Raw genomic sequence first — 12,703 nt, 5'->3', positions numbered from 1 at the left:
ATGGTATCTACTCATTTACAAAATAAACTTGCTCTCTTGCCGGATCAGCCGGGCTGTTACTTAATGAAAGACGAACAAGGCACGATCATTTACGTCGGGAAAGCTAAAATCTTGAAAAACCGAGTCCGTTCTTATTTCACGGGTGCTCATGATGTGAAAACACAACGTCTAGTTCAGGAAATTAAAGATTTCGAATACATTGTGACGAGCTCGGATGTAGAAGCGCTGCTACTTGAAATCAATTTGATTAAAAAGCATGATCCGCGTTTCAATATTCGCCTTAAGGATGATAAAACATATCCGTTCATCAAAATTACGAATGAACGCCATCCGCGGCTGATTATCACTCGACAAGTTAAGCGCGATAAAGGAAAGTATTTTGGACCCTATCCAAATGTCTATGCAGCAAATGAAGTGAAGAAAATTCTCGATCGGCTTTATCCCCTTCGGAAATGTCACGTGCTACCAAATAAAGTTTGTCTCTATTATCACCTCGGTCAATGTCTTGCACCTTGTGTGTTTGATGTATCCGCGGAAACGTATAAGAAAATGTCGGATGAAATTGTCAGTTTCTTAAACGGCGGGTATAAAGATGTCAAACAAGACTTGATGAAAAAAATGGCGGAAGCTGCCGCTGAGATGGAATTTGAGAAAGCGGGGGAATTTCGAGATCAAATTAATGCGATTGAAACGACGATGGAGAAACAAAAGATGACAATGAACGACTTTGTCGATCGGGATGTATTTGGATATGCCATTGATAAAGGCTGGATGTGTGTCCAAGTGTTCTTTATTCGTCAAGGGAAATTGATTGAGCGCGATGTATCGCAATTTCCTTTTTATAATGATGCAGATGAAGATTTCTTAACGTTTATCGGTCAATTTTACCAAAAAGCCAACCATATTCCACCGAAGGAAATTTTTCTGCCGAATGACGTGGATGCAGAAGCGGTAGCGGCACTTTTACCAGATACAAAAGTACTTGTGCCGGTACGTGGCAATAAGAAAGACTTAGTTAAACTCGCTTATAAGAATGCAAAAATTGCGTTGAATGAGAAATTTATGCTCCTTGAACGAAATGAAGAACGAACAGTCGGTGCCGTTGAAAAGCTAGGTGAGCAAATGGGGATTCCTACGCCATCACGGATTGAAGCTTTCGACAACTCGAATATTCATGGTACGGATCCAGTTTCGGCGATGGTGACTTTCCTAGATGGGAAGCCGAACAAGAATGACTACCGCAAGTACAAGATTAAAACAGTCGAAGGGCAGATGATTATGCCACGATGCGCGAAGTTGTAAGAAGAAGATATTGGCGCGTTTTAAAAGAAGGACTGCCTCTTCCAGATTTGATTTTAATTGATGGAGGAAAAGGTCAAATTGACAGTGCGAAAGATGTTTTGACAAATGAGCTTGGACTTGATATTCCAGTTGCTGGACTTGCGAAAGATGACAAGCATAAGACAAGTCAGCTGTTGTTCGGCGACCCGCTTGAAGTGATTCCGCTTGCACGAAATAGCCAAGAATTTTATCTGCTTCAGCGAATTCAAGATGAGGTTCACCGTTTTGCCATTACTTTCCACCGGCAGCTTCGAAGTAAATCTGGTTTTCAGTCGATTTTAGACGGAATTCCAGGTGTTGGACCTGGACGAAAGAAAAAGATTTTAAGCCATTTTGGTTCAATGAAAAAAATTAAGACGGCGACGATTGAAGAATTACAAGAAAGCGGAATTCCTCGTGCTGTTGCAGAAGCTGTTTTTGCGAAAGTCACACAAGTGAACGAGAAGCAAAACGAAAAGAATACAAGTGAAGAGTAGAAAAGGGGCGGAAGTTATGGGAGTTGTTGTGCTGAAATTTGGTGGAACTTCGGTCAGTTCGATTGAAAAAATTGAGAAAACGGCCGAGCAGGCAATTCGCGAAAAAGAGCAGGGGCATCAAGTTGTGATCGTCGTTTCGGCAATGGGAAAATCAACGGATAAGTTGGTTCAAATGGCTGAGCAGATTTCCAAGTTGCCAAGTAAACGCGAGATGGATATGCTGCTTACAACGGGTGAACAAATCACGATTTCACTGCTCGCGATGGCGCTTCAAGCGAAAGGTGCGAATGCTGTTTCATTTACGGGCTTTCAAGCTGGGATTGAAACAGAGCGCGTACACGGGAATGCTAGAATTCTCGATATCGAATCGGAGCGTATTCGTGCGGCACTTGCGGAAAATAAAATTGTAGTGGTCGCAGGTTTTCAAGGGATCACTCATGACGGGGAAATCACGACACTTGGCCGGGGCGGTTCTGACACAACAGCTGTTGCACTTGCGGCCGAGCTCGCTGCTTTAAAATGTGCGATTTGTACGGATGTTGACGGGGTTTATACGACCGATCCGCGCTACGTAACAGGAACGATAAAGCTTGAGCAGCTGACTTACGACGAAATGCTCGAGCTTGCAAATTTGGGTGCCGGAGTGCTTCATCCGCGTTCAGTCGAGTATGCAAAAAATTTCAAAATCCCGCTTGAAGTACGTCTTAGCCACGGAGAAACGAGCGGAACGATGATTGAGGAGGTTTTGGACTTGGAAAATACGAAAGTTGTACGCGGGATTGCGTTTGAAGACGGAATTACGCGTATCACAATTCACTGGAGCCGCAAAGAAGATATGCGCGTGTCAAAAGTGTTCACCGAACTCGCTAAAAATAATGTGGATGTGGATATTATTATTCAAGGAATTACCGGTCTTGGACATGGAAATTTATCTTTCACGCTAAAAACAGCTGCACTGCTTAATGCGCTTGCTGTTTTGGAGGATAAAAAGGGAGAGATTGGCTACGAACAACTTGAATCGGAGCAAGACCTTGCCAAAGTTTCGATCGTAGGCTCTGGAATGGTCTCAAACCCGGGCGTCGCAGCGCGTATGTTTGAAGCCCTGACAGAAAACAAAGTGCCCATCAAAATGATCAGTACTTCTGAAATCAAGGTTTCAACGGTTGTGCCTGAGCGAGATATGGTAAAAGCGGCTCAAGTGCTTCATGATACATTTGAACTTGAAAAGGCGTGAAAACTTTGTTTTCACGCCTTTTTGCTTCCTATTCTATTTCTGATTCGACACTTTCTTTACGATCCCATTTGACGACAATCACGACTTCTTTTTTGCGCGTATTGACTTCATCATAGGCTTCCGTATAGTATCCGCGTTGCGTTTGAATCTGTTCTGCGATAAAGCCTGCTTCTAGCTTGAATGAAGGGCTATTTTGAAGATTGAAGCGTGTTTCCACCGCATTTCCTGAAAGAATGATCTGCAGTTCGTCCTTTTTTTCTTTCGCAATAGCGACAGAGCCAAAAGAAGCTTCCGCAAAAAAGGCGCTGATTTCTTCAAAAGAAGCGAGTGGAAATTTACGAGCCAAGTCTTTTCCAGCCCAGTACAAAATGTGAGGCGTTTCTTCGCCGAGAAGCTCTGGAAGCAAATAATCTCGGAAAAGTTCAATACCAAAACTCGGCACAAGGTTTTTTGCCGGTTCGCTTGTGATTTCATGGTTTGATTCTTCTGTCATTAACATGATACCCCGCTTTCTACTTACCTATTATAGCGAAAAAGGGCTTTAAAAGAAAATAGAATTTGAGAAATTAGCAAAAATACTTGCGAAAACTGCCAAAAAATAAGAAAATGGTAACGTATAGATTTAAAAGGAAATAGAGGCGAGATCGTGAAACGAGCAATAGGATTTATAGATTCTGGCGTTGGTGGACTTACTGTAGTTAAAGAAGTCTTGAAACAACTGCCGCATGAAGAGATATATTATTTAGGCGACACCGCACGTTGCCCTTACGGTCCGCGTGATACTGCTGAGGTTTTGAAGTTTACTTGGGAAATGACTCGTTTTCTAGTTGATCGCAACATCAAGATGCTTGTGATTGCTTGCAATACGGCAACAGCAGCGGCACTAAAAGACATCAGAGCGACACTTGATATACCCGTAATCGGTGTTATTCAACCAGGTTCGCGTGCTGCACTTAAGGCAACTCGAAATGAACAAGTTGGGGTTCTTGGAACAGTGGGAACAGTTCAAAGCATGGCTTATCCAAAAGCGCTGAAAGGATTAAATCAGCATGTCCGCGTTGATTCGCTAGCTTGTCCGAAATTCGTTTCGATCGTAGAGTCTGGCGAATATAAAAGCCCGATTGCTAAAAAAGTAGTCGCTGAGTCATTGCTTCCGCTAAAAAGCACGAAGATTGATACACTGATTTTAGGTTGTACGCACTATCCGCTCTTAAAACCTTTGATTGAAAATTTCATGGGCGAAAATGTTGCCGTTATCAATTCGGGTGAAGAAACAGCGAGTGAAGTAAGTGCGTTGCTTGATTATCATGACTTGCTCGAAAAAGAAGAAGGAAAGAAGCATCATCGCTTCTTTACAACCGGATCAGTTCCAATTTTTGAAGGCATTGCAAAAGATTGGTTAGGACTAGAAAAAATGGACGTTGAACATATTACATTGGGTGAAAAGGAAAGGTTTGAGGTGAATCATGAGATTTGATGGACGAAAACAAGATGAGCTTCGTACAATTGAAGTAGAAACAGATTATTTAATACATCCGGAAGGCTCTGTGCTGATTTCGGCAGGAGCAACAAAAGTAATTTGTAATGCGAGCATTGAAGAGAAAGTACCGCCATTTATGCGCGGCGAAGGAAAAGGCTGGATTTCAGCAGAATATGCGATGCTGCCGCGTGCAACGGGAACACGAAATATTCGTGAATCCTCCAAGGGAAAAGTAACTGGACGAACAATGGAAATTCAGCGTTTAATCGGCCGCGCACTTCGGGCTGTTGTCGACTTAGAAGCGCTGGGCGAGCGGACGATTTGGCTTGATTGCGATGTGATTCAAGCAGACGGAGGAACAAGAACAGCTTCAATTACAGGGGCTTTTATTGCGCTAACACTTGCGATTCACAAACTGCATAAGGAAGTGCCTTTCGAAAAATTCCCAGTTCAAGATTACTTGGCAGCAACGAGCGTTGGGATTTTAGAAGACGGTACGGCTGTGCTTGATTTAAATTATCACGAGGACAGTGCTGCAAATGTAGATATGAACATTATCATGACGGGCAGCGGTCAATTTGTTGAGCTCCAAGGAACAGGGGAAGAAGCAACGTTCTCTGAAACAGAACTTGTTGAACTGTTGGCACTTGGAAGAGCAGGAATTAATGAACTTACAAAAATGCAACATGAAAAATTGGGACAAGAGATTGATGAATTAATAAGGGGCGAAAAATGATGCGTGAACTAGTTATTGCAACGGCGAATAAAGGCAAAGCGATGGAATATGAACAAATCCTTGGTAGCCATGATATTAAGATTTTAACATTACTCGATTTTCCAGAAATTGGCGATATTGAAGAAACGGGGACGACATTTGCTGAAAATGCGGCAATTAAAGCTGAAACCGTTGCAAAGCTTTTGAATAAAACAGTACTTGCGGATGATTCCGGACTTGTTGTAGATGCGCTTGACGGAGCACCAGGCGTCTATTCAGCGCGTTATGCAGGCGAAGCGCATAATGATGCGAAAAATAATGAAAAACTGCTTAAAGAACTTAAAGACATTCCGGCGGAAAAAAGAACAGCCAGATTCCACTGTACGCTAGCGATTGCTACGCCAGATGGTGCACTTGACTATTTTGATGGCGAATGCGAAGGCAGAATCGCTGAAGCCCCTTCCGGCACCAATGGTTTTGGTTATGATCCGTTATTTTACTTGCCGAATTTCGGGACGACAATGGCCAACCTCACACCTGAGCAAAAGAATAAGATCAGCCACCGAGGAAATGCAATCAAAGAACTTGGTAAAAACATCGAAAAGGTACTAGCAAAAATCGATCAAAAGTGAGAGAATAGAGAAGCATGTGGGGAGGAGAACAACAGATTATGAAATTAGTAGTAGTGAGCGACAGCCATTCTGAACATGACTGTTTGACGCATTTGAAAGAAAAATATGAGGGAAAAGTCGATGCCATGATTCATTGTGGCGATTCAGAACTTAGTAAGAATGATCCTGCGATTCAGGGTTTTGCAACCGTTCGCGGTAATTGCGACTTCGGACCGGATTTTCCAAACGAATTGACGCTTGACATTGACGGATATCGTATCTTTGTGACACACGGTCATTTATATAATATTAAAATGACGCTGATGAATTTGCGTTACCGGGCTCGTGAGCTCGATGCCGATTTTGTCTTTTTTGGCCATTCACATGAATTAGGCGCCGAGATGATGGATAACACGCTAATTCTGAATCCAGGCAGCATTTCACTTCCGCGCGGACCAATTCGCGTGAAGACGTATGCTTTGATTGAGAGTGTTCCAGAAGGTATTCTTGTGAAGTTCATGGACGATCAGGATAATGAATTACGTGAGCTGACACAAATTTTTCCGCTATTCAAAGCATGAGCGAACTTTATTGCAAAAATATAAAAGAAGTTGCATAAAAGCATTGACAAAAGAGGGAAATAACCATAAAAATAATATTTGGCTGTTGAAAAATAAGCCAATTTGTCCTGATAGCTCAGCTGGATAGAGCAACGGCCTTCTAAGCCGTCGGTCGGGGGTTCGAATCCCTCTCAGGACGCTCATTTAAAGAGTACACTATTACCTAACTGGGCAGAAATGGGGCAGAGAATCCTAAAAAGGGTTTTTAAACTCATTCGCTGCTTTCATATCAGTTTCTTGTAAGAGATGACTGTATATGTCCGCGGTGGTAGTGTATTTTTTATGTCTTAATCTCTCTTGTACGATTTTACTATTTTTAAACCTTGTTTGAAAAGGAGTTATATCTAGATTACATTGGCTGGAAAATTTGTTAAATTAAGTGATGGATAGTATTGAAAAAGTTAATCCGATTATTAGAAAAGACAAAAATAGCATTTTATGCTAGAATGTTGCTATAGAGCCAATCCTTAATTTAAAGACGTTTATTTTGAGGTTTTTGTACTCTTAAAGATTTAGTAGCAGTAAAACTCTCCATTCATTCTTTTTGTTGTACCCTGGTTTTTGTACTCTTAAAGATTTAGTAGCAGTAAAACTTTACCTTTTGGTATTCCATCTTTTAATACGTTTTTGTACTCTTAAAGATTTAGTAGCAGTAAAACCTAATTTTATTGTAGCGCACGAGACCGCTAGTTTTTGTACTCTTAAAGATTTAGTAGCAGTAAAACGATCTTCTTTTATTCGATAGATAGTTGGGCGTTTTTGTACTCTTAAAGATTTAGTAACCGATCAATAGTTGACCTCGCCTTTAGGCGAGGTCATTTTTTATGCAATAAACAGAAAATTTCACATATAGGTTGATGAGGTTATGATATATTGGATATAGTATTGCATACAAATTTAGGTGACGGGATGAAAAAGATGTGGCTAATATTACTTGGACTTATACTACTACTTAGAATCGGAATTGGAAAGAAAAATATATGGACAATAAAAAGGAACTAGAAAAGTTAGAGGCTAAAAAGCAATCCGCTGAGCTATTAAAAAAAGAAATTTTTCGATATAAAAAAAGTGGAAATAGAGAGCACTGGGTATAATAAAATGGCAGGTTTTTATCGAATGGTTGTGAAGATGACAAATGATAAAAATAAAACTGCTCGTTTTGATTATGGCTATGTAAAAAAACAAAACGAATTATCTACCATAGGATTAGTTGATGAAGAGGTTCAAGAGAAGGGGATTACAACCAATAAAATCAAAGTCATCTATTCAAATGGTAAAGAGGAGGAATTTTGATGACTATTCGGGATAGACAATACAGTAAATTAAGTGATGTGGCTTATTGGTTAGACCCGAAGCATGATGATTATTCTCTTACAATGAAAGAAGGAAATGGTTTTGAATTAGATGGTTACAATTATAAAATTTTAAAAACAGAAAACAACTCAAAAAATGGAATGCAAGCCATGACTGTTGCCCCAGTTGATAAAAACAAAAAGTCGACACCCTATAAATCCGTCATAGCCTATGTAGAAATAAATTTTTCAGCTGCTAAAGATCCGCTTAACCGATCTGCAAACTGTTGTTTAAGGGCATGAAACTCGAACAAAGTACGCTTCATATATGCTTTTTTTGGATAAAGACAGAGTATTAGCATTAATACTCTATAAAAGTGAAAAACTACTGATTTTTAGTCATTTGCGACATAAATTACACATTTTATTACATTTTTAGTTATTTTATACTTATTTGTGCTACAATAATTACGAAAATCGACGAATATAATACTAAAGCGATTTTACTTACTATTGTATTATATGATTAGTTTCGAAGATGGTAAATTATATACTAAAAATCATGAAACTACAAATTTCTAGCTAAGTAAAGAAGTAAGCGTCTATTTTTGTGAATGATTAAACAAGGTAATAGCTACTAAATTTTTAAAAGGAGTTGTTTTTATGAAAAAGAAAGTTATAACGCTTATTCTGCTCAGTTTTCTTATAAGCGTATTTGGTAGCGGACTCTACCCACATTCAGCAAAAGCTATTAAAAATGAAACCATTCATAGAGGTGTTTCAGAAGATACATATGAACCTACTGGTAATGCTGAGGTGGGATATCCTCAAATTGCTATTCGAAGCAATCGAACAGCAGAACGTACAAACTTAGATGAAGTAGTTGCTCTTGCAGATACTGCTGCAGATGAATTTCCAAAAGAAGATGCAGAAAACAGATCCAAGGCAGTGTTAAAAGTTTTGTATGAATATTTTGCCTCTGGTGTAGTCGGACACTCATGGATTGTTGTTTTTAACAGCGATAGGCCTGGAGACTTTACTTCTTATGGCTACCACGGTGGGCAAGGATATACTAAAAACGGAACCGATCCAGAAACTGGTAACGACAGTGCTGAGAGAAAATTTCATGCTGAGAAGGTAGCAAAATTAGATATTTCTGGTGAAGAGTTTTCAAAGAAATTCGAGCGCGAATATGTGCCCAAACTGAATTTGGAAAGCTATTTAACAGGAAAAGCTATGGGATTAGAGGGTTCACTTGAAAGAGGAACATATACCCCTATCAATAACTGTACGTGGTTCGCTGGAGCTGTTTGGAAATATGCCACAAATGATCAAGATCTTGTTTATGAGCAACCATTTAATGGAAGTGCTCATGCAGAAGATTGGGGAATGCCATTTTTAACTTCTGTAAATAAAATTGCCGATCCGGGAATGTTATCGGAGAGTATTTTATTAAATGTCCCAACTAAATAATTTTTGAGATAGCCTTGTTTAATCTTTAATTTTCATGACTAAATTAGATACGTATTATATTTTTAGATTTTTGCTGACACATCAACTCAGATCTTGTTGATGTGTTTTCTATTTCAATGGTTGGAACGAATAAATAAGTATTCTTTTGATTTTAATTATCTGCCCAGTGACGACCGCAAAAAAGCGAAGCGTCAACATATGAAAGGATTTGAAGTTAGAATAGAGGAATTATTTTATATGGAAAAAATCATTGATTAAAAAGAATTTAAGCTAAAAGGATATAATGCACAGGAAAAACATTGAGACTAACTGTGAAAGGATATAAACTCTGTTTCAAGTTACTCAATTAAGACAAAAAATAAATTAAGAAATTCGCTAAAATAGCTATCATCCAATATAATAGAAGAAAATAAATATTTTTACAAAAAGGAGAACTAAAATGTTAGTGATAGCAAGTGCTTTTACGATATGGGATACAGTCTTTACTTTATTGATTTTTGCTTTTGTCATTGGGATTCCATCTGGACTGCTAATCTTAATTTTTTATCTTTTAAGAAAAAGAAAAGCGGAGTTTGACCATAAAGAAAAGAGAGAGGAAGAATTCTGACATCTGATAGATACATGAAAATTTGTTCCCAAAGTGACTGTAAAAAGATGCTAGGATATCCATTTATTCACAATTTGTCTACAGACAGACAAAAATCATAGTGATATAATGAAGATAAAATAAGTACTCATCAAAACCATTAACTCCCACAAGTTAGTGGTTTTCTTTTTTTACTACCTAATTAATAGAAGAAAGTCGATGAAAGGAGCAAAGAAAATGCCTATTAAAGCTATAAGTGTTGATATGGATGGAACATTTTTAGATTCAAACGGTTATTATGATCGAGATCGATTTGATACAGTATTTCAAGCAATACAACAGAATGGAATTTTATTCATCGTTGCAAGTGGTAATCAATACGCTCAGTTAAAATCATTTTTTCCGAATAAAGATGAACAAATTATTTATGTTTCTGAGAATGGAGCTTTGACATTCCAAAATAATCGATTACTTGCTAAACACACTTTTTCGATCGAAATAGTAAAAAAAATTGTAGCATATCTCACGCAGGAATCAGAGAATTTGGAATTTGTTTTATGTGGTGTGAGTCAAGCCTACATGACAAAAAGTGCTAGTTTAAGATTTAAAGAGTTTGCAAAAACGTATTATTTTTCTCTAAATGAAGTGGAAGATTTCAAAATACTTCCTAACGATGATTTTGTTAAATTTGCGCTTGATGTAAAAGAAACGGAAGTAAATCGAGTTGTGCTAGAACTTAATTCGCGCTTCAAAAATCATATAAAAGCTGTATCAAGTGGTCATGGTAGTATCGACATTATGCTCCCAAATATAACTAAAGGGACTGCAGTTCGCCAAATTTTAGAAAAGAATCAACTAGATGTAAACGAACTTCTGGCTTTCGGGGACGCAGATAATGATATAGAAATGCTTCAATTAACTAAATTTAGTTATGCAATGAAACAGAGTAGTAACTCTGTAAAAAGCACTGCTCATCATCAAGCACCTTCTAATAATGAATCTGGTGTTCTACAGATTATTGAAACGGTTTTACAATTATAAAGCAAAATCTATTGAAATTTCATACCGATTTTACTAGAAAAATAAACTTTCAAAAATAAAAAAACTATCTCAAAAAGTAAAAAAAGAAGAAAATCGACATAAATTTAATCAGTTTTCTTCTTTTTTTTCTAAAAATAAATAGAAAGAAAAATCGAAAAAATTTCAAAGCAAAAAAAATAGAACGGATGATCGTTTTTCCTGACAACCATGCCTATTTACAATGAAAATGGATGAAAAGATAAGCAGGTTGCGAATAAATCAAAAATGGGGGACTGACTTTATATTGAAATAATATGAAATAATACAGTAGTTGATTTGAAATGTTGGTATGTTATGCTTATCTCGCATTAAAAATTAAGGAGTGGTTTTAAAATAATGAAGAAGAACGTACTAAAGATGGCTGTAGCTACATTTGTAGTAGGAGTAACGACGGTTGTAGGAGGTCATTTGGCAGACGCTAAATCTATCAGCGTGGTTCAAGGGGATACGTTATCTAAAATTGCTTTTGAAAACAACACTACCGTAGCAAAACTTGCCCAACTAAATGGCATTAAAAATATTAACCTTATCTATGTCGGTCAAACGCTAGATGTTGACGGAAACGGCGTAGCAACTGTACAAAATACATCGAAAGCTGCGGTAACTAATAGCAATGCCTCGAGCCAAACTACTAGCCAACAAAGCCAAAACAAAAAACGTATACAGCTGAGACACAAGCACCAGCTCAAAAACAAACAACTACTGTTCGTCAAACTCAAACAAAAGCAGCCAACACAGGGAGTTCAAGTGAACAATCTGCAAAAGAATGGATTGCGCAAAGAGAATCTGGCGGTTCATACTCAGCTAAAAGTGCAACAGGAAAATATATTGGTCGTTACCAATTAACTAATTCTTATCTGCAAGGCGACTATTCTGCTGCTAACCAAGAACGTGTAGCAAATAGTTACGTACAAAGCCGTTACGGTTCGTGGAGCAATGCGAAAGCACATCACGAACAATATGGTTGGTACTAAGATAAGCTTTTAAATGAATAAAAACTTATTAATTAAAAAGCCCGCGGCACACACCGCGGGCTTTTTTGTGTTTAAACCTTAATCATGATCAGTATCCTGAAGCAGTTCAAAATACGTCATATACTGCGAGACTGCAACAAGTGCTCGTTCAAGCTGCTCTGTAAGCTTCTGCTGGGTCAGTTCATAGTGTTGTCTCACACTCGCAAGATCTGCTTCGGTCGTTTCATCTACAATTTGCTTGATTTGGTCTAAATTATAAATATCTTTTCGAAGCATAGAAATAACGAGCACTTTCTTGATTTCAGGTTCATTATAATAGCGGTAACCACTTGAAGATTCTCGCTCACTAACGATCAAACCACGTTCCTCACAGTAGCGCAGTGCAGAAGTCTCTACACTAGCGAATTTTGCAAGGTCACCAATCTTTAAACGAGAAACCGTTGGCAGGTTTTCAGGAAGAGAAAGCAGAAAAGTGCGGCGTCTTTCGAGCAGTTCTTTCTTGTGAACAAGATTGCGGAGTGAATCTGCAATCAGCCACGATGCATCAGCAAGGTTCCCCTTAAGGGCAAGCTTCATCAACTGATAGGAAATGGCCGTTTTGAATCCAGGTAGGAGTTTCCGTAGCGTTTCGAATGCGATCAGATGCACTTCTCCGTAGCGACGCTGCCCGCCAAGTGTATAGTTTATTTCGGGAAGTAGCTGATCATCTTCATACCTTTTCAATGTAGTATTGCTGACACCGATTCTCTCGGTCATTTGTTTCATTGTATAGAAAATAGTCATCACAACCTTTAAGTAAAACTTTCAAGTAGTAAGTTTAC

14 protein-coding genes, 1 tRNA gene, 1 pseudogene and 1 CRISPR repeat array are annotated in these 12,703 nt (G+C 38.4%); of the genes and pseudogenes, 14 read left to right on the top strand and 2 right to left on the bottom strand.

What is annotated here, in order from left to right; genetic code table 11:
• Together uvrC and MFLO_RS11525 are read left to right on the top strand one after the other, a co-directional pair.
• A pseudogene (gene uvrC / locus MFLO_RS11530) lies at positions 1 to 1,817 on the top strand (excinuclease ABC subunit UvrC).
• A 16-nt stretch (positions 1,818 to 1,833) separates the two neighbouring features.
• A complete protein-coding gene (locus MFLO_RS11525; RefSeq protein WP_036098139.1) occupies positions 1,834 to 3,051 on the top strand; it encodes an aspartate kinase in 1,218 nt (405 codons plus the stop codon).
• Positions 3,052 to 3,079: 28 nt separating this feature from the next.
• On the opposite strand, the gene MFLO_RS11520 is transcribed toward MFLO_RS11525, so the two are convergent.
• Complete coding sequence (locus MFLO_RS11520) at positions 3,080 to 3,550, bottom strand: YslB family protein (protein WP_036098138.1); 471 nt, start codon at positions 3,548 to 3,550, stop codon at positions 3,080 to 3,082.
• Positions 3,551 to 3,697: 147 nt separating this feature from the next.
• Between MFLO_RS11520 and racE the strand changes: the two genes are divergently transcribed.
• From racE to MFLO_RS17335, 12 genes are all read left to right on the top strand, one after another.
• Positions 3,698 to 4,528 carry a glutamate racemase gene (gene racE, locus MFLO_RS11515; RefSeq protein ID WP_036098137.1) on the top strand — a complete coding sequence of 277 codons (831 nt, stop codon included), beginning with the start codon at positions 3,698 to 3,700 and terminating at the stop codon, positions 4,526 to 4,528.
• Positions 4,518 to 5,267, top strand: a complete 750-nt coding sequence (gene rph, locus MFLO_RS11510; RefSeq protein WP_036098134.1) for a ribonuclease PH — start codon at positions 4,518 to 4,520, stop codon at positions 5,265 to 5,267. Before racE ends, rph begins: the two co-directional genes overlap by 11 nt.
• Positions 5,267 to 5,878, top strand: a complete 612-nt coding sequence (locus MFLO_RS11505) for an XTP/dITP diphosphatase (protein WP_036098200.1) — start codon at positions 5,267 to 5,269, stop codon at positions 5,876 to 5,878. Before rph ends, MFLO_RS11505 begins: the two co-directional genes overlap by 1 nt.
• 38 nt (positions 5,879 to 5,916) lie before the next feature.
• On the top strand, positions 5,917 to 6,438 hold the full coding sequence (locus MFLO_RS11500; RefSeq protein ID WP_036098132.1) for a metallophosphoesterase: 522 nt from the start codon (positions 5,917 to 5,919) through the stop codon (positions 6,436 to 6,438).
• Between the two features lie 104 nt (positions 6,439 to 6,542).
• Positions 6,543 to 6,616, top strand: a tRNA-Arg gene (locus MFLO_RS11495).
• A 353-nt stretch (positions 6,617 to 6,969) separates the two neighbouring features.
• A CRISPR array of direct repeats spans positions 6,970 to 7,268; the repeat unit is 36 nt; unit sequence GTTTTTGTACTCTTAAAGATTTAGTAGCAGTAAAAC.
• A gap of 307 nt (positions 7,269 to 7,575) precedes the next feature.
• Complete coding sequence (locus MFLO_RS15435) at positions 7,576 to 7,770, top strand: hypothetical protein (RefSeq protein WP_149023037.1); 195 nt, start codon at positions 7,576 to 7,578, stop codon at positions 7,768 to 7,770.
• Positions 7,770 to 8,072 carry a hypothetical protein gene (locus MFLO_RS11485; RefSeq protein WP_193786554.1) on the top strand — a complete coding sequence of 101 codons (303 nt, stop codon included), beginning with the start codon at positions 7,770 to 7,772 and terminating at the stop codon, positions 8,070 to 8,072. The genes MFLO_RS15435 and MFLO_RS11485 overlap by 1 nt, the downstream gene beginning before the upstream one ends.
• A gap of 360 nt (positions 8,073 to 8,432) precedes the next feature.
• Positions 8,433 to 9,242: a hypothetical protein gene (locus MFLO_RS11480; protein WP_206538335.1), complete on the top strand. Its 810-nt coding sequence runs from the start codon at positions 8,433 to 8,435 to the stop codon at positions 9,240 to 9,242.
• Between the two features lie 439 nt (positions 9,243 to 9,681).
• Positions 9,682 to 9,849, top strand: coding sequence for a hypothetical protein (locus MFLO_RS15605; RefSeq protein ID WP_156065862.1), 168 nt, complete (start codon positions 9,682 to 9,684; stop codon positions 9,847 to 9,849).
• Positions 9,850 to 10,065: 216 nt separating this feature from the next.
• Positions 10,066 to 10,869: a Cof-type HAD-IIB family hydrolase gene (locus MFLO_RS11475; RefSeq protein ID WP_036098197.1), complete on the top strand. Its 804-nt coding sequence runs from the start codon at positions 10,066 to 10,068 to the stop codon at positions 10,867 to 10,869.
• 375 nt (positions 10,870 to 11,244) lie between these two features.
• A complete protein-coding gene (locus MFLO_RS14775; RefSeq protein ID WP_051993628.1) occupies positions 11,245 to 11,754 on the top strand; it encodes a LysM peptidoglycan-binding domain-containing protein in 510 nt (169 codons plus the stop codon).
• Positions 11,679 to 11,882 carry an aggregation-promoting factor C-terminal-like domain-containing protein gene (locus MFLO_RS17335; protein ID WP_479481402.1) on the top strand — a complete coding sequence of 68 codons (204 nt, stop codon included), beginning with the start codon at positions 11,679 to 11,681 and terminating at the stop codon, positions 11,880 to 11,882. The genes MFLO_RS14775 and MFLO_RS17335 overlap by 76 nt, the downstream gene beginning before the upstream one ends.
• A 78-nt stretch (positions 11,883 to 11,960) precedes the next feature.
• On the opposite strand, the gene MFLO_RS11465 is transcribed toward MFLO_RS17335, so the two are convergent.
• On the bottom strand, positions 11,961 to 12,665 hold the full coding sequence (locus MFLO_RS11465) for a MerR family transcriptional regulator (RefSeq protein ID WP_036098131.1): 705 nt from the start codon (positions 12,663 to 12,665) through the stop codon (positions 11,961 to 11,963).
• Positions 12,666 to 12,703: the final 38 nt, after the last annotated feature.

Source organism: Listeria floridensis FSL S10-1187 (assembly GCF_000525875.1).
Taxonomy (GTDB): Bacteria; Bacillota; Bacilli; order Lactobacillales; family Listeriaceae; genus Listeria; species Listeria floridensis.
Note: the sequence above shows the minus strand (reverse complement) of the source record. Positions and strands in the feature narration are given on the sequence as shown.